We start from the raw sequence: 16,953 nt of genomic DNA, 5'->3' as shown, positions 1-16,953 counted from the left end.
GCACACAACAGATTCACCGCCTCGGCAGGAGGCGGGTGAGGAGATCAATGCATTGTTTGAACAGGTGAGGCATTACGTCGCCAAGTGCCTGGCGCCATACCGTATTGACGTTTAAAGCTGCGGTTAAAGGATTGCTGGGAATCGAAGCCCATTGAAATCGCGACCGATAAGATAGGTTCATCAGAATGCGTTAACCGGCAAGCCGATTTTTCTAATTTTTTTGTTCTGATATATTCACCTAAGGCGTGACCTGTGTGTTCTTTAAACATACGTTGTAAATGCCATTTTGAATAACCGGCACGGTCAGCGACCATATCTAAGTTTAAGCGGTTCTCGATATGGGTGTCAATCCAATGAATTAAATCATCAAAGAAAGAACCATTCATCTGCGACTCCTAGCGACATAAAGTGTATCTTTTTTAGTTGCATTAAATAATGCACCCTAAACTTTTTAAATGCAACCTTTAAAGTTACACTTTATTTTTATGTTTTACACTGAGTCATTCTGAGAGTGGATTGAGGTCCTTACCCTGCTTAAGGGCGATTAGCGCATCGGCAACGGTGTGTTGAGCGAGAACATTCAGAGAGGCTTGTTCGGCCTCTTCCGCTATCTGCTTGAAATACCAACAGACATTGGCACTCACTATACAACACGGTTTTTTGACATCAGGTCGAGAATTCAATAATTTTTTCTCTTGGCTGACGGCCATATAAATATCGCAGAGCGTTATCTCTTCAGCAGGACGAGCAAGATGGATGGAGCCAGTACGGCCCAGAGTTGTAACGAAGATTCCTTCACGTGTCAGCGGGACCATTAATTTCCGGATCAAGCTTGGATTAGCTTCAGCGCCATTACCGAGGGTATTGCTGGTCGAACGTTTTCCTTGTTCTTCAGACATAGCGACACTGAGAACCATTTGTAGCGCAGTTGGAAAACGATAATCTAACATCAAAGCCTCTTCAGGTAAGAAATAAGAACATGTAGCAAGAACTCCACTACTCTACCAAATAATAGGCATGATAAGAAGTTCAGCACCGGGTCATCGCACATTATACGTAGTCCCGCGACGCATTTCTATTGACTCAGAGATTGCGATTGTCGCCGAAGCACACTAGAATGAGTTAACACTATAGTATGTTGTAACTAAGGTGATGGATGCGTTATACATTAGTCGAAGAAATGCGTGAAACGCTTACTCTCATTGAAACTGAGCTGGCAACGTTTTGCCAGAACATTGAATCAGCCCAACTTTTAGCGGCTCGGGTCTTCACCCTCCCGCCAATAGCCAAAGGCGAAGAACTCGACCCAACACCCGCTATCAAGGTTGAACAGTATATTGGTCGCCAAGCCCGTCAGCGTGCATTACAACATTTTTCCCACCTTTATTTACAACAGCAATCCGAGCAACAGAGTACGCGAAGCGCGACACGCTTACCGGGGGCGGTCTGTATAAAAGTCAGTGCACAGCAGCAACAGAGCCTGATGGCATCAACTACCCTCATTAATCAGGCTAAGCAGCACTTCCAACAGCTGATCACGGTAGAGAGTGGGCTGCCCTCCACTGCGCGATTCCCTTTTGTGCATCAACACTTTCCGGGGCTATTGACCTTAAACGTCTACCGTTCGCTCAATGTTTACCCCAGCCTTGACTCTGTTAATTTCGGCTGGGCCAATAAACATGTGATCAAGCGCTATAGTCAACAAGACATCATTGAGATACTAGAAAAGAGTCTTAATGCAGGGCGCGCACGCGCCCCTTGGTCACGCGAGGAGTGGGCAGAGAAAGTGCAAGAGGAGTTACAACTGATTAAGCAGTTGCCTCGCGATTGTCGGTTAAAAATCAAACGGCCCGTTAAGGTCCAACCGATTGCGCGTCTCTGGCAAAGTCATCAGCAGAAACAGACCCAAGTTGCTTGTCCGAATCCACTGATTATTACCTGCTTAGAGGGCGAGACTCTTCCTGAGCTCGGCAGTTTGCAACACTACGATGAGGAAAACATTACGCATCGTCACAAGCCCGATGCGCGCTCAGCAACCTTAGTGATCCCTCGCCTCTGGTTATGGAAAGAGGATTAACCTTGTTGTTGCCCGGTCATCTGCTCGGGTTTAACCCATTGCTCGAACTGTTCTTCACTCAGGTAGCCTAACGCTAACGCCGAGGCTTTAAGCGTTAGCCCTTCATGGTGAGCCTTCTTGGCGATTTCCGCAGCCTTGTCGTAACCAATATGCGGATTGAGCGCGGTGACTAACATAAGTGAGTTTTCGACCAGCTGTTGGATACGTTGGCGATCGGGTTCGATACCTTGGGCGCAATGCTCAGTAAAACTGTGCATGCCATCGGCCAATAATCGTAAACTTTGTAACACGTTGTGGATAATCATTGGCCGGAACACGTTGAGTTCGAAGTTACCGGAAGCACCGCCGACCGAAATAGCCACATCGTTACCCATAATCTGTGCGCAAATCATCGTCAAGGCTTCACATTGCGTAGGATTGACCTTGCCAGGCATGATTGAGCTACCCGGTTCATTTTCAGGGATGGTAATTTCGCCAATACCACTGCGTGGGCCACTGGCTAGCCATCTCACATCATTCGCTATTTTCATTAATGATGCGGCCAATCCTTTTAATGCGCCGTGAAAATGCACTAAGGCATCGCAGGTCGCCAAGGCTTCAAATTTATTTGGGGCTGAGGTAAAGGACTCCCCAGTAAAGCGGGCGATCTCTTTTGCCACGCCGTCGGCGTATTCCGGATGGGTATTCAACCCCGTCCCGACTGCCGTCCCCCCTAACGCGAGTTCTGACAGGTGATCCATGGCTGCCAGTAGATGGGACTTGGCGAAGGTTAACATACTTACCCAACCCGAAATTTCTTGCCCTAAGGTAAGGGGCGTCGCATCTTGAAGGTGCGTCCGACCTATTTTTACGACATCGTTAAAACTTTCGGATTTTTTTGCTAAGACTTGCGTTAAGGCTTCCAAGGCCGGCAATAGCTGCTGCACGGCGGCAAGTTTGGCCGCGATGTGCATGGCGGTTGGAAACACATCATTAGAACTTTGACTCTTATTCACATCATCGTTTGGGTGGATCTTTCGGCCCATCCCTCGCTCCCCACCTAACAATTCGCTACCACGATTGGCGAGGACTTCGTTCATATTCATATTTGTTTGCGTCCCCGACCCGGTTTGCCAAATCGCCAAAGGGAATTCAGTCGGATGTTTATCTGCTAACACTTCATCTACCGCATCAATAATGGCAGTAGCTTTTTCGGCCTCTAATAAACCAAGTTGATGGTTAACGGAGGCCGAGGCACGTTTAGTAATGGCGAGGGCATGGATCAGTGCAGGGGGCATTTTTTCAGTGGAAATTCGAAAATGTTCTAGTGAGCGTTGAGTTTGCGCGCCCCATAGCTGATGGTGAGGGACTGCTATCTTACCCATTGAATCGTTTTCGTAGCGAAAATCACTCATGTTGCTCATTCCTCTTTGACATAAATATTCCTTAATTCTACGCCTAATTGGTAAATTTGCTGCGCGAGGGCATTAATTGAGAAAATGATGAGCCAGGAAATCAAAATGTCTGTTCGACGCCCCCCATTCCTTGATAGATTAGGCGGTTAGAATGTAAAAGCGTGTAAAACAATTGTGTGGCAGTGGAGAAAATCCTTCACAGTGACCGCTGGCCAGATATCAGGATCGATAAGGACCCAATGAATTATGAAGAAGTCTAACGTTGCTATCGCTGTTGTTGTAGGGATTGGCGTTCTCTGGACCGGTGGCGCTTGGTTCACAGGTAAAAAAGCAGAACAGCGTATTGATGAGGTCGTGGCACAACTTAATGAGCAACTCACTCAGCACTATCCCGAGGCGGGATTAGTCGTGACGCGCCAGGGTTACGAACGGCACATATTTAGCAGTACCACACAATTTATCGTGAAGAGTCGTTTACCGGCGGATGATGAAAATGCCCTTTTAGCGCCAGGAGACCAATTGGTCTTCAACGAGAAGATCAGTCATGGCCCTCTCCCACTTGCGCAGCTAAAGCATTTCACTCTAATCCCTTCACTGGCCTCGATTCATAGTGAGTTGGCGAATACCCCGACGGTGAAGTCGCTGTTCGACTTCACCAAGGGTAAAACGCCATTCTCCGCAGAAACGCGCATTGGTTACGGCCATGCAACGTCATCTGCAATCCAGATCCAACCCATCCAATATAATGCCGAGGATAGCAGCCTAAGTAGCGATGCGATTAATATCGCGTTGAAAACTTCCCCGGATAATAGCGCAATCACACTTAATATTGACTCTGGAAAGGTGTCGCTCAATTTTAAAAATGAAGCCGATGTCGATACTGAGATGACCCTTAATGGACTTACTTTACGGTCGGATAGCCATCTCAGTAAAGAGGGATTACGGGTCGGGACACAGCAGATTGATGCGAAGAATTTCCTTTACGCACTTAACCATAAGCCTGCGGTGCAGCTCACAGGCATTCAGGGTCACTCTGATCTCGATAGTGCTAAAAATTTGGTTAATGGTAGCCTTAATTACCAAATTGATAAGATCGAGTGGCAGCAGTTACCGCTTGGCTCCGCCAATCTGAAACTGTCATTACACGATTTCAGTGCAAGCGGCATGAAAACCTTCTACGATAACTACAATCAAGCCGTTCAAAAAAACATGGCGAATATCTCTCACGTCACCAATCAAGATGAACTGCAAGCGATGCAGAATGAAGTCAATGCGGCAGTGTTACAGAACATCCCTGCCTTACTGGCTGATGCGCCACAATTTTCTGTCGATAACTTGACGCTGAAAAATGAGAAAGGTGAAAGTCAGTTCTCCCTGAAAGCAGACTTCAATGACCCCACTAAAGCACAAGGTAACGGTCAGGGATTATCAGGAATTGTGGATAGTTACTTGAAACAACTGAACGCTTCATTAACGATTAATAAACCCATGGCAACGCAATTGTTATCGGTGATCGCTCAATCGGAAGGCGTTCCCGTTGAACAAGCCGGTCAATTTGCTGCACAACAGGTTCAATCCTTATCTGCGTTAGGCGAAATGTACCATCTGACGACCCAAAACCCAGAAAGTATTCAGTCAGCGTTACACTATGCCTCTGGTCAAGTCACCGTGAACCAAGACAAAATGACCCTTGAGCAGTTTATTGAACAGTATCTAACCTCAAGTAACAGCGAACAATAAGCTGGCACCAAAACAAAAAACCCCACAGACGTGGGGTTTTTTATAAGTCATTCGTCTGCCGCTACTTCTGTGGGTGGTCGCGACGAAAGAATGCCCATTCTTCAACCCTCTCTCCGCTCGGTAACGTACAGTAGCTGGCTACTCCCTGTGCGGTGTTCACGTTATCTAACTGCCCTTTCTGCGACAGACAGTAGACGGAAGCTGGGTTCGCCATGCCGATCTGACGTTGGGTTTCAGGATGCGAGTCGGAGTGGGCACATCCTGCTAATGTTGCCATGACTGCGATACCACCGATACTTACCAACAAAGACTTTCTATTCATCTCGATCTCCTAAGGGTTACGCACACAGTATATCGAACAATCATCAATGCTGAGATAAGAAGCGGCCTAAAGTGAAGAGATTAAGCGGTCAACAACAATATCGCCTTGGTGATTACGTTGCGTAAGACGGTATTCACCACTGTAAGAACGACGTAGATTCATCTTGTCTTGCAGTATCACTCCGCCAGTCACCCGCCCTTGCCCATCGATAATTTGCCATTCTTTGATCGATGTCTGACCTTGAGTGTGTAAATGGGTTTCGCGCAATAACGATAAATGTTCGTTAGCGGCGAGGGTTAAGTAATCATTCATCAGTGGTTTTACCTTATGCCGGGGATCTCTGGGTTATTTTATAGGTAAATTTAATCCACTCAATCTAATTTGCTTATCGATATAGATTATAGACCGTCTGTAATCGAAAACTTACTCGCAGAGAATGAAATAATTGGCATCTCGGTGGGGGATGTTTTTATACTATGCAGTCCATAAACATTTTTGAAGAGTCGACCATGATTATACCCCAACTCCCCCTCACCGATATCCACCGTCACTTAGATGGAAATATCCGTGCGAGTACTATTCTTGATTTAGGTCGAGCCTTTGATTGTGGATTACCTGCCGACGACATCGAAAGCTTACGTCCTCACGTACAAGTGATGTCTAACGAGCCAGACTTAGTCAGCTTTTTGCAAAAGCTCGATTGGGGTGTGAAAGTACTGGGTAATCTGGACGCCTGTCGCCGCGTAGCTTACGAAAATATTGAGGATGCCCTGCGTGCAGGGATCGATTACACCGAATTACGCTTTTCTCCTGGCTACATGGCCATGTCCCATAAACTGCCTATTGCCGGTGTGGTAGAGGCCGTGATTGATGGCGTCCAAGCAGGCTGTCGTGATTTCGGGATTAGCGCTAAATTAATTGGTATTATGAGCCGGACTTTCGGTGAACACGCCTGTGAGCAAGAGTTGGCCGGCATTCTGGCGCATCGCGACCAGATCGTCGCCGTCGATTTAGCCGGAGATGAATTAGGTTTTCCAGGCGACCGTTTTCTGACACACTTTCAGCGTGCACGCGATGCGGGGCTTCATATTACCGTTCATGCAGGCGAAGCCGCTGGACCAGAGAGTATTTGGCAAGCGATCCAACAATTGGGAGCGGAACGTATCGGCCACGGGGTTAAAGCGGTGCAAGACCCTGCATTGATGGACTATTTAGCGGAACATGGCATTGGAATCGAATCTTGTCTAACCTCTAATATCCAGACCAGCACCGTCGCCGACCTTGCTCAACACCCGTTGAAAAAATTCTTACAACATGGCGTGATGGCCTCATTAAATACGGATGACCCGGCAGTACAAGGGATCGAACTCGCCCATGAATATGAGGTTGCAGCCCCTGCCGCTGGCTTGACCCCCGCGGAGATCCGTCAAGCCCAAGAGAACGGATTGTATATGGCCTTCTTGTCTGCTGAAGAAAAACGCGTCTTAAAAGAGAAAGTGGCACAACGTTGAGCACAAATGGTTAACTTTTAGCCAGAAATTTAATACTCAGTGCTTATCAACCGGTATATTTAAGTTACGACGTTGAGATACTCCCGATATTTTCAGATAATATCGGGAGATTTTATTTAATGGCAACCACATGACTGATTATCTTCTCCTCTTTATTGGCACAGTGTTAGTGAATAACTTTGTGCTAGTGAAATTTTTAGGGCTCTGTCCATTTATGGGCGTGTCTAAAAAACTCGAAACTGCAATCGGTATGGGCATGGCGACCACCTTTGTGATCACCCTCGCATCAATTTGTGCCTGGTTGGTTAATCACCTTATTTTGGTCCCCCTCGATCTGGTTTATTTGCGGACCCTTGCTTATATCTTGGTTATTGCCGTTACGGTTCAATTTACAGAGATGGTGGTGCGTAAGACTAGCCCATCGCTTTATCGACTATTGGGTATATTTTTACCTCTTATTACCACCAACTGCGCAGTGCTTGGCGTGCCCTTATTGAGTGTTAATTTGCACCACAGTTTCTTACAAGCCGCAGTCTATGGTTTTAGTGCATCGCTTGGCTTTTCACTGGTCATGGTACTGTTTGCCGGTATTCGCGAGCGCTTGGTGTTGGCCAATGTCCCTGCTCCCTTTAAAGGTTCGTCTATCGCATTGGTCACCGCAGGCTTGATGGCACTGGCATTCATGGGCTTTACAGGACTGGTGAAGTTTTGATTACCGCAATTTGTATCGCAATTGTTGCTTTGAGTATTTTAGGGTTAGGCTTTGGAGGGCTACTTGGCTATGCCTCTCGGCGTTTTAAAGTCGAAGAAGATCCGATCGTTGAACAAATTGACGAATTACTTCCGCAAAGCCAGTGTGGGCAATGTGGTTATCCTGGTTGTAAACCCTATGCAGAGGCGGTCGGTAATCAGGGTGAGCTGATTAATAAGTGCGCCCCAGGGGGGGAACAGACGATGCTGCGTATTGCAGAGTTGTTAAATGTCGACCCTCAACCGATCGAAGGGGACGCTGAACTAAAGCAACCTGAGAAACAGATTGCGTGGATCGATGAAAGTAATTGTATCGGCTGCACCAAATGTATCCAGGCCTGTCCTGTTGATGCCATCGTCGGGGCCACCCGCGCCATGCATACCGTTATTACCGATTTATGTACGGGCTGTGATCTCTGTGTCGCCCCTTGTCCGACGGACTGTATAGAAATGCGCCCAGTCCCTACTACTCAGGATAATTGGAAGTGGGATCTTAATACCATCCCCGTCCGTGTTATACCGGTTGACCATCATGTTTAATTTTTTCTCACGTTTACGCCGCGAGCCGATTTGGGATTTCAAAGGCGGCATTCATCCGCCTGAAATGAAGTCGCAATCTTCAGGTACACCCTTGTCTGAGGTTCCGCTGCCACCGCAGTTTATCTTGCCGCTCAAGCAGCATATTGGCCATGAAGGCGAAATTTTAGTTTCGGTAGGAGATCATGTATCGCGCGGCCAGCCCTTAACCTTTGGTAAGGGTAAGATGCTACCGATCCATGCACCCACTTCTGGCACCGTCACCGCCATTGCGCCGCATATTACCGCGCACCCCTCTGCCCTGTCTGAGATTGCGATATTTATCGAACCTGATGGACAGGACAGTTGGCAGAAAATGCCGGTTATTACCGATTATCAAGCCTGCGATCGGCAGTTAATTGTAGAGCGTATTCATCAGGCTGGCGTGGCGGGATTGGGCGGTGCAGGCTTCCCGACAGCAACAAAAGTCCGTGGTGGATTACAGGGCGTTAAAACGCTGATTATCAATGCTGCAGAGTGCGAACCTTACATCACGGCCGATGATCGCTTGATGCAAGATTGCGCACAAGAGATCCTCGACGGGTCGCGTATTTTAGGCTGGTTACTGCAGTCTGAGAAAATCATCATCGGTATTGAAGATAATAAACCCGAGGCAACTCGTGCGTTAACTCAAGCCTTGGGGGCTGCCAAGGATATTATCATTCGGGTTATTCCCACCAAATACCCTTCCGGTGGTGCCAAGCAGTTAACCAAGATTTTAACCGGTCGCGAAGTCCCTAAAGGGGGACGTTCTTCTGACATCGGTGTACTGATGCAAAACGTGGGGACCGCTTACGCAGTGAAACGTGCGGTCATCGATGGAGAGCCGTTAACCGAGCGCGTGGTGACCTTAACAGGAGAAAACCTTAGCCATCCGCGTAACGTCTGGGGACGTCTAGGTACCCCGGTTGAACACCTCCTGAATTTTGCCGGTTTTCGACCACAACCCGAGCAAATGGTGATTATGGGCGGTCCATTAATGGGCTTTACCCTGCCAGCATTGACGGTTCCTATTATTAAGATTTCTAACTGCTTGATCGCCCCTTCACAACAGGAGATGGGACAGCCGGAAGAAGAACAGAGCTGTATTCGCTGTAGCGCCTGTGCAGATGCTTGTCCTGCTGGGCTGTTACCGCAGCAACTTTACTGGTATTGCCAAGGCGGCGATCATGATAAAGCGCGCGCCTATAACCTTAATGATTGTATTGAATGCGGCGCCTGTGCCTATGTCTGCCCCAGTAATATCCCGCTCGTGCAATATTATCGTCAAGAGAAAGCAGAACTCTTAGCCATCGATATTGAAGCCCAGCGGACCCAAGAAGCGAAGGCACGCTTTGAAGCTCGCCAAGCACGGTTAGAAAAAGAGAAATTAGCCCGTGAGGCGCGCCATGCCGCCGCCAAAGCACGGGTGACCAATGTCGAAAAAGATCAGGTCAACGCTGCACTTGCCCGTGTTAAAGCACGGCAAGCAACGGCCGATGTGCCAGTGGCCGCCACGACAGGTGATACGCCTGATAATAGCGCCGTGATCGCTCAGCGGGCGGCACGCAAAGCGAAAGCCCGTGCCTACCAAGCGGAGCAACAGGCCGCGCACTCTGAAGAAGACTCTCGGCAAGCGGCCGTGGCGGCAGCGGTTGCTCGCGCTAAGGCGAAAAAGGTACAAACGCAATCGGATCAAGAAGAAGCATTGGTCACGGCCGATGACTATGATAGCCAACTTAATGCCCATTCAGTGGGTGTCGAGGCAGTTACCGACTCATCCGATGCAGCGCATAGTGACCCGCGCAAAGCGGCAGTTGCCGCAGCGGTTGCCCGTGCCAAAGCAAAGCGAGCTGGACAGGTAGAAGCGACATGCAGTGATCCTGAGGTCACTCCCACTGAGACCGACCCGCGCAAAGCAGCGGTCGCCGCGGCTATCGCCCGTGCCAAGGCGAAACGTGCCGAGCAGGCAGAAGCGACAAGCAGCGAGCCAGAGGTCACCCCGACTGAGACTGACCCGCGTAAAGCAGCGGTCGCCGCAGCGGTTGCCCGTGCCAAAGCAAAGCGAGCTGGACACGTAGAAGCGACAAGCAGCGATCCTGAGGTCGCCCCGACTGAGACCGACCCGCGCAAAGCAGCGGTCGCCGCGGCTATCGCCCGCGCCAAGGCGAAACGAGCTGGACAGGCAGAAGCGACAGTCAGCGAGCCAGAGGTTACCCCGACTGAGACCGACCCGCGTAAAGCAGCGGTCGCCGCGGCTATCGCCCGTGCCAAGGCGAAACGTGCGGCACAGGCAAAAGAAACGGACGACAAACCAGAAGTCACTGGTGGTCAACGTTCACCCCAGACATCACACCCGACATCGGTATCAGAGGATTAAATGGCTTTTCGCATCGCTAGCTCTCCTTACACTCATAACCGTCGTAGTACGAATCGTATTATGACGTTGGTCTTGCTTGCAGCCATTCCTGGACTTTTTGCCCAGTGGTTCTACTTTGGATGGGGAAACTTAATCCAAATAGCCATCGCTGCCATCGTTGCTTGGGGATGTGAGGCGGCCGTATTACGCTTGCGTAAAAAACCCGTCCTGCCAACCCTTGCCGATAATTCTGCCCTCCTCACCGCGTTTCTGTTAGGCGTCAGTATCCCTTCCTTAGCGCCATGGTGGGTGATTGTTATCGGAACCGCTTTCTGTATGATCTTCGCTAAGCAGTTATATGGCGGGCTGGGACAGAATCCTTTCAATCCAGCGATGGTCGGTTATGTCGTGTTGCTTATCTCGTTTCCAGTCCAAATGACGGGCTGGCTACCCCCGGAAGCCTTACAACATTCGACGTTAACGTTGCCAGAAACCTGGCAGATGATCTTTACCGGCCATAACGCATCGGGCCTGACATTGCAGCAATTACAAATGGGTGTCGATGGGATTAGCCAAGCCACACCTCTGGATAATTTTAAGACTGGACTGCGGGCGGGCCACTCTGCACAAGATTTGCTCGCGCAACCTATCTACCATGGCATTATTGCGGGGCAAGGTTGGCAATGGATTAATATCGGTTTCTTATTAGGCGGCCTTTACTTACTCGCTACCAACACTATCCGCTGGCATATTCCAGTCAGTTTTCTCGTTTCACTCGCAATTTGCGCAACATTGGGCTGGTTCTTCTCACCACATAGTTTGGTTTCGCCGCTCATTCATCTCTTTTCGGGCGCGACGATGCTCGGCGCATTTTTTATCGCCACCGACCCTATCTCAGCCTCGACCACTGACCGAGGCCGTCTCCTCTATGGAGCCTTAATTGGGGTACTCGTTTGGTTGATCCGCAGCTTCGGTGGGTACCCAGATGGTGTTGCTTTCGCAGTATTGTTGGCAAATATCTGCGTTCCGCTTATTGATTATTACACTCAGCCTGCCGTATATGGCCATAATAAGGAATAGCCGATGATCGATTCTATTCGTAAAAATGGAGTGATATTGGCTATCTTCGCCGCGGTAACGACCGGTGTTACCGCTTTGGTTAATGAAGTGACCAAACCCACCGTCGCTAAGCAAATGGCGATACAAGAGAAAACGCTTCTTGACCAAGTGGTTCCCCCTCACCTGTACAATAACGACTTACAAAAAGAGTGTTATTGGGTGACTAATCCGGTCCTCGGGGATAATCAACAACATCCGTTTTATATCGCGCGCAAAGACGGCAAACCGATCGCCGCCGCTATTGAAACCGTTGCTCCAGATGGCTACTCTGGAGCAATTAGAATGCTGGTCGGCGCAAATTTCTCAGGCACAGTGCTGGGCGTACGGGTAACAGAGCACCACGAAACCCCAGGCTTAGGCGATAAAATTGAATTACGTATCTCCGATTGGATTACCCATTTTGCCGGCGTCAGTATTCACGGTGCCGAAGATAGCCATTTCGCGGTTAAGAAAGATGGCGGTGATTTCGATCAATTCACCGGCGCGACCATCACGCCACGTGCGGTCGTCAACGAAACCAAACGAACTACGCTCCTGATAGCCCAATTAGGGGAAAAAATTAATACGCTACCTAAATGTGGGGATAAAACACCATGAGTGAAGCGAAAGAACTACTGATTGGTGGGTTATGGAAGAATAACTCATCTCTTGTACAGCTATTAGGTCTCTGCCCGCTACTGGCCGTGACCTCGACGGCAACCAATGCCTTAGGACTGGGCTTAGCGACCACCTTGGTCCTTACGCTAACCAATAGCGCGATCTCGCTATCCCGTCGTTGGATGCCTTCCGAAATTCGTATTCCAATCTATGTCATGATCATCGCGTCAGTCGTGAGCTGCGTACAACAGTTAATTAATGCCTATGCCCATGGGCTGTACCAGTCTCTCGGCATCTTTATCCCTCTGATTGTCACCAACTGTATCGTGGTCGGCCGTGCAGAGGCCGTTGCCTCTCGTTCTAATGTCGGCCTCTCTGCTCTTGACGGTTTCGCCATCGGCATGGGGGCAACCTGTGCGATGGTGACCTTAGGATCGATTCGCGAAATCATCGGTAACGGCACGATCTTTAACGGCGCAGACCAGCTACTCGGGCCTTGGGCGAAAGTGTTGCGGGTCGAGGTCTTCCATTTCGATTCGCCAATGTTATTAGCAATGTTACCACCGGGCGCCTTCATCGGCTTAGGGATGTTGCTCGCGGCCAAGTATCTGATTGATCAACGCACTAAACAAGCCAGTGCACGTAAAGCGTCGCAGCAGGCGCAAGTGGCAGAGAACAACTCGGTAGGACATGCAGGATGAATAAGCTTAAACGTCGGGAAATCTTGACGCGTCTTCGCGATAACGACCCACACCCGACGACAGAGCTGGTGTTTCACTCTCCTTTCGAGTTGCTGATCGCAGTGTTACTTTCCGCTCAAGCCACCGATGTCAGCGTCAATAAGGCGACCGTCGGGCTTTTTGCCCAAGCCCCCTCTCCGCAAGCCATGTTGGCACTAGGGGTTGAAGGGGTTAAACAGCATATTAAAACGATAGGATTATTTAATACGAAAGCGATTAACGTCATTAAAACCTGTCAAATCTTGGTCGAACAGCATCAGGGGGTGGTGCCTGAAAACCGAGAAGCCCTAGAGGCACTCCCTGGGGTTGGGCGTAAAACGGCTAATGTTGTCTTAAATACCGCCTTCGGCTGGCCAACGATTGCCGTGGATACCCATATTTTCCGCGTGGCAAATCGCACAAACTTCGCCCCTGGTAAGAACGTTGACCTGGTTGAACAACACCTTTTAAAAGTGGTGCCTGCTGAGTTTAAAGTCGATTGCCATCATTGGTTTATCTTGCATGGCCGCTACACCTGTATCGCGCGCAAACCTCGCTGTGGCTCCTGCCTAATTGAAGATCTCTGCGAATACCGTGAAAAAACTGAGTAAAATATTTTCTGCTAGTTAATTTATTTAGATAATATTTACTACCGTGTGTAAGCTTTATCACATTTCTTATCACTATCAGATTACTATTTAACCATATAAGAAAAATCTCTTGCTCTGTCTTTAATAATCGGACACATTACCGACTTATCAATTTTATTACATGAAAAATCTTCGTGGTTTATCCCGCGTATCACAGCAATTCCTAGCGTTATTTTAGGATTGGCAACACCGAGGTTTATGTGTCTACTGCAAACAAACAACATCATAATAATGAACAGGTGAGTTTGAATGTTTTCAAACAACCTAAAGCTTTCTATCTGATCTTTTCGATCGAACTCTGGGAACGTTTCGGATTCTATGGCTTACAAGCCATCATGGCAGTTTACCTGGTCAAACAGCTGGGAATGACGGAAGCCGATTCAATCACCCTATTCTCTTCTTTCAGTGCACTCGTTTATGGCATGGTCGCGATTGGCGGTTGGTTGGGTGATAAAGTCCTAGGGACTAAGCGCGTGTTAATGCTGGGCGTGATCGTCCTAGCCTTAGGGTATAGCCTGATCGCTTTCTCCGGCCATCAAATTGCCTTGGTCTATATCGGGATGGCGACAATTGCCGTGGGCAGCGGGTTATTTAAAGCGAACCCCTCTTCGCTTCTTTCCACCTGCTATGCCAAAGATGACCCCCGTATCGACGGTGCCTTCACCATGTTTTATATGTCGATCAATATCGGTTCTCTGGTATCGATGATGTTGACCCCGGTACTGGCCGCTCATTACGGCTGGAGTGCGGCATTCTCGCTGTCTGTGGTCGGCTTGGTTATCACCTTACTTAACTTTATCTTCTGCCAAGGTATGGTAAAGAATTACGGTTCAAAACCGGATTTCGCCCCGTTGCAATGGCGCAAGCTGTTTATGACCCTTATCGGTGTCGTCGTCCTGATCGCATTAGCGACCGGCTTATTGCATCACCAAGATATCGCCCGCATGGCGCTGGGTGTCATCGCTGTCGGTATTGTATTGGTCTTTTTAAAAGAAACCCTGAAACTAAAAGGGTCTGAGCGTCGTAAGATGATCGTTGCTTTCATTATGATGCTTGAAGCGATTGTCTTTTTTGTTCTGTACATGCAAATGCCGACATCATTAAACTTTTTTGCCATCCATAACGTTGAGCATCAAATCTTAGGCTTTAGCTTCCAACCCGAGCAGTTCCAAGCGTTAAATCCCTTCTGGATTATGCTGGCCAGCCCGCTGTTAGCCGTGATTTATAATAAGTTAGGTGACCGCCTGCCGATGCCTTATAAGTTTTCCATCGGGATGTTCTTATGCTCCGCAGCATTCTTAGTATTGCCTATCGGCGCAAAAATGGCTTCCCAGCAAGGCATTGTTTCCGTTAACTGGCTAATCTTAAGCTACGCTTTACAGAGTATCGGCGAGCTTATGATTTCAGGCTTAGGCTTGGCAATGGTCGCGCAGCTTGTACCACAACGCCTAATGGGCTTTATTATGGGCTCTTGGTTCTTAACCACTGCAGGAGCAGCCATGATTGCGGGTAAAGTCGCAAACCGTATGGCTGTTCCAGAGAATGTTGTTGACCCACTGCAATCACTGCATGTGTACAGCAACGTCTTCATGCAAATTGGTCAAGTTACCTTGGGGATTGCAGTAGTTATGCTACTGGTTTCACCCTTACTGCAACGCATGACACGTAACGTCAACGCTTAATAAAAACCCCGTCCTAGGACGGGGTTTTTTCTACCGTGATATGGCCCGCTTAGCGATACTGCGTATTTTCTTCTCTTCAAGCACTGCCACCACTGTCATGATAGCAATACATCCAATGGCGGCGGCATCCAAGGCGGCAAAGGTTCCTGCCCACCCTGTCATACCAAAAATAGAGTGACCATCAGCAATCATCCCCAATCCCAGTTTCGCAAAACTGTCGCCCACTAAATAGGCAAAAGTTCCTTTGATACCATCGGCCGCACTAATCGCTTTTTTGGGTACGAACCCCACCGCGGCAACGCCAATCAGTAATTGAGGACCAAATACCATAAATCCAAGGAAGAATAATGAGGTGAGGTACACCCACTCTTCTGTCGCGCGTTGGTAGATACCTAACGTGATGATGATGAATACCAGTGCGATACAAGCGACTAACGCTCTTCGTCCACGTGCCAGATCGGAAAGGAATCCCCAAAGAAGCGTACCGACTAAGGCGCCGGCCTCGAATAAGGTAAAGCCTTGTATCGCGACTTCCTTGGAGAGTTTGAGTTCATTATACGCGTAAACCGTTGACCACTGGTCGATACCAATCCGCATCACATACAAAAAGATATTGGCAAAACAAAGAAGCCAAATCACTTTATTTTTAAGGACATAGGTAACGAATATTTGCCACTTGGTTAAGGTTTCGTCGTCTGCCTCTTCATCCTCTTCGCTTTTAGGCTCATCGAAAAGCACTTCAGTATTCCCAAGACCATAGGCCTCCGGCGAGTCATTACCAAAACGTAATGCGATAAAGCCGACCACCAGCGCAATGATTGAGGGGAAGACAAACATCCCGATAACGTGTCCATTAAAGAAAAAGTGTGCACCGAATAAGGCAACACCCGCCGCGCCTGCACCGCCAAGATTGTGAGAAATATTCCATAACCCTAGATAAGTGCCACGTTTTCCACGTGGCGTCCATTTGGTGATAGTCGAATAGCTACAGGACCCCCCAGTACTTTGGAAAAAGCCGCTGAGTGAATAGCAGGCCACCATTAGCCATAGCGCCACCGAACCCGAGCCCATGCTGGCACTGAACCCCAGCATACAGAGAGCAGAAAGGATTAGCATTAAGGGTAAAAACTGCTTAGTGTTTTTCCCGTCAGCATAATAGGAGAGTAAGGTTTTACCGACACCGTAGGTAATTGAGAACCCCAGCCCAATTAATCCCAACTGGGTCAAACTTAACCCATAAGTGGTCACCATATCATTTTGCGCAATATTAAAATTTTTGCGGATCAGATACATGGTCATGTAACAAATGAATACGACAAGATAAGACTGTATAAAAGGTTTGAACCACATTTTAAGACGTACACTGGCCGGAAGATCCAGCATAGGCAGTCGTTTTTGTTTTAAAAATTGCAGCATGTTCCCATTCTTCCATGAGCGTTAGTGTGGGAAGAGTCTAGGAAATATTCGAGGGGTAGACG

Annotated in this window: 17 protein-coding genes; 11 read left to right on the top strand and 6 right to left on the bottom strand. The window is 48.6% G+C overall.

Annotated elements, in window-relative coordinates:
• Positions 1–44: 44 nt before the first annotated feature.
• Both HGT71_RS01360 and HGT71_RS01355 read right to left on the bottom strand, forming a co-directional pair.
• A complete protein-coding gene (locus HGT71_RS01360; RefSeq protein WP_048912118.1) occupies positions 45–386 on the bottom strand; it encodes a helix-turn-helix domain-containing protein in 342 nt (113 codons plus the stop codon).
• A gap of 114 nt (positions 387–500) precedes the next feature.
• Positions 501–950, bottom strand: coding sequence for an RrF2 family transcriptional regulator (locus HGT71_RS01355; protein WP_048912117.1), 450 nt, complete (start codon positions 948–950; stop codon positions 501–503).
• A 206-nt stretch (positions 951–1,156) separates the two neighbouring features.
• On the opposite strand from HGT71_RS01355, the gene tus reads away from it, so the two are divergent.
• Positions 1,157–2,077 carry a DNA replication terminus site-binding protein gene (gene tus, locus HGT71_RS01350; RefSeq protein ID WP_214216198.1) on the top strand — a complete coding sequence of 307 codons (921 nt, stop codon included), beginning with the start codon at positions 1,157–1,159 and terminating at the stop codon, positions 2,075–2,077.
• On the opposite strand, the gene fumC is transcribed toward tus, so the two are convergent.
• A complete protein-coding gene (fumC, locus tag HGT71_RS01345; protein WP_214216197.1) occupies positions 2,074–3,471 on the bottom strand; it encodes a class II fumarate hydratase in 1,398 nt (465 codons plus the stop codon). The two genes, tus and fumC, sit on opposite strands and share 4 nt — an antisense overlap.
• 246 nt (positions 3,472–3,717) lie before the next feature.
• Between fumC and HGT71_RS01340 the strand changes: the two genes are divergently transcribed.
• On the top strand, positions 3,718–5,211 hold the full coding sequence (locus HGT71_RS01340) for a YdgA family protein (RefSeq protein WP_214216196.1): 1,494 nt from the start codon (positions 3,718–3,720) through the stop codon (positions 5,209–5,211).
• 61 nt (positions 5,212–5,272) lie between these two features.
• Here HGT71_RS01340 and HGT71_RS01335 read toward each other — a convergent pair whose 3' ends face one another.
• Together HGT71_RS01335 and HGT71_RS01330 are read right to left on the bottom strand one after the other, a co-directional pair.
• Complete coding sequence (locus HGT71_RS01335) at positions 5,273–5,533, bottom strand: putative hemolysin (protein WP_214216195.1); 261 nt, start codon at positions 5,531–5,533, stop codon at positions 5,273–5,275.
• Between the two features lie 66 nt (positions 5,534–5,599).
• A complete protein-coding gene (locus HGT71_RS01330) occupies positions 5,600–5,845 on the bottom strand; it encodes a hypothetical protein (protein ID WP_214216194.1) in 246 nt (81 codons plus the stop codon).
• Between the two features lie 197 nt (positions 5,846–6,042).
• Between HGT71_RS01330 and add the strand changes: the two genes are divergently transcribed.
• From add to dtpA, 9 genes are all read left to right on the top strand, one after another.
• Positions 6,043–7,044 carry an adenosine deaminase gene (add, locus tag HGT71_RS01325; RefSeq protein ID WP_214216193.1) on the top strand — a complete coding sequence of 334 codons (1,002 nt, stop codon included), beginning with the start codon at positions 6,043–6,045 and terminating at the stop codon, positions 7,042–7,044.
• 130 nt (positions 7,045–7,174) lie between these two features.
• Entirely contained in the window at positions 7,175–7,756 is a 582-nt protein-coding gene (gene rsxA, locus HGT71_RS01320; protein WP_048912111.1) for an electron transport complex subunit RsxA, read from the top strand.
• On the top strand, positions 7,756–8,334 hold the full coding sequence (gene rsxB / locus HGT71_RS01315; protein ID WP_099822106.1) for an electron transport complex subunit RsxB: 579 nt from the start codon (positions 7,756–7,758) through the stop codon (positions 8,332–8,334). The genes rsxA and rsxB overlap by 1 nt, the downstream gene beginning before the upstream one ends.
• Positions 8,327–10,729 carry an electron transport complex subunit RsxC gene (gene rsxC, locus HGT71_RS01310; protein WP_214216192.1) on the top strand — a complete coding sequence of 801 codons (2,403 nt, stop codon included), beginning with the start codon at positions 8,327–8,329 and terminating at the stop codon, positions 10,727–10,729. Before rsxB ends, rsxC begins: the two co-directional genes overlap by 8 nt.
• The gene (rsxD, locus tag HGT71_RS01305; RefSeq protein WP_214216191.1) at positions 10,730–11,788 is read left to right on the top strand and encodes an electron transport complex subunit RsxD; all 1,059 of its coding nucleotides are present in this window, start codon (positions 10,730–10,732) and stop codon (positions 11,786–11,788) included. It abuts the gene before it with no gap.
• 3 nt (positions 11,789–11,791) lie between these two features.
• Complete coding sequence (gene rsxG, locus HGT71_RS01300; protein WP_214216190.1) at positions 11,792–12,424, top strand: electron transport complex subunit RsxG; 633 nt, start codon at positions 11,792–11,794, stop codon at positions 12,422–12,424.
• Positions 12,421–13,125, top strand: coding sequence for an electron transport complex subunit E (locus tag HGT71_RS01295; RefSeq protein WP_048912106.1), 705 nt, complete (start codon positions 12,421–12,423; stop codon positions 13,123–13,125). Before rsxG ends, HGT71_RS01295 begins: the two co-directional genes overlap by 4 nt.
• Positions 13,122–13,754, top strand: coding sequence for an endonuclease III (gene nth / locus HGT71_RS01290; RefSeq protein ID WP_214216189.1), 633 nt, complete (start codon positions 13,122–13,124; stop codon positions 13,752–13,754). The genes HGT71_RS01295 and nth overlap by 4 nt, the downstream gene beginning before the upstream one ends.
• Before the next feature lie 239 nt (positions 13,755–13,993).
• The gene (dtpA, locus tag HGT71_RS01285) at positions 13,994–15,475 is read left to right on the top strand and encodes a dipeptide/tripeptide permease DtpA (protein ID WP_214216188.1); all 1,482 of its coding nucleotides are present in this window, start codon (positions 13,994–13,996) and stop codon (positions 15,473–15,475) included.
• Positions 15,476–15,505: 30 nt separating this feature from the next.
• Here dtpA and uhpT read toward each other — a convergent pair whose 3' ends face one another.
• A complete protein-coding gene (gene uhpT / locus HGT71_RS01280) occupies positions 15,506–16,891 on the bottom strand; it encodes a hexose-6-phosphate:phosphate antiporter (protein WP_214216187.1) in 1,386 nt (461 codons plus the stop codon).
• Between the last annotated feature and the right edge of the window lie 62 nt (positions 16,892–16,953).

The sequence above is a fragment of the Rosenbergiella epipactidis genome (assembly GCF_018494055.1).
Lineage (GTDB): Bacteria > Pseudomonadota > Gammaproteobacteria > Enterobacterales > Enterobacteriaceae > Rosenbergiella > Rosenbergiella epipactidis.
The sequence above is the reverse complement of the archived record's forward strand: the minus strand, read 5'-3'. Positions and strand labels throughout refer to the sequence as shown.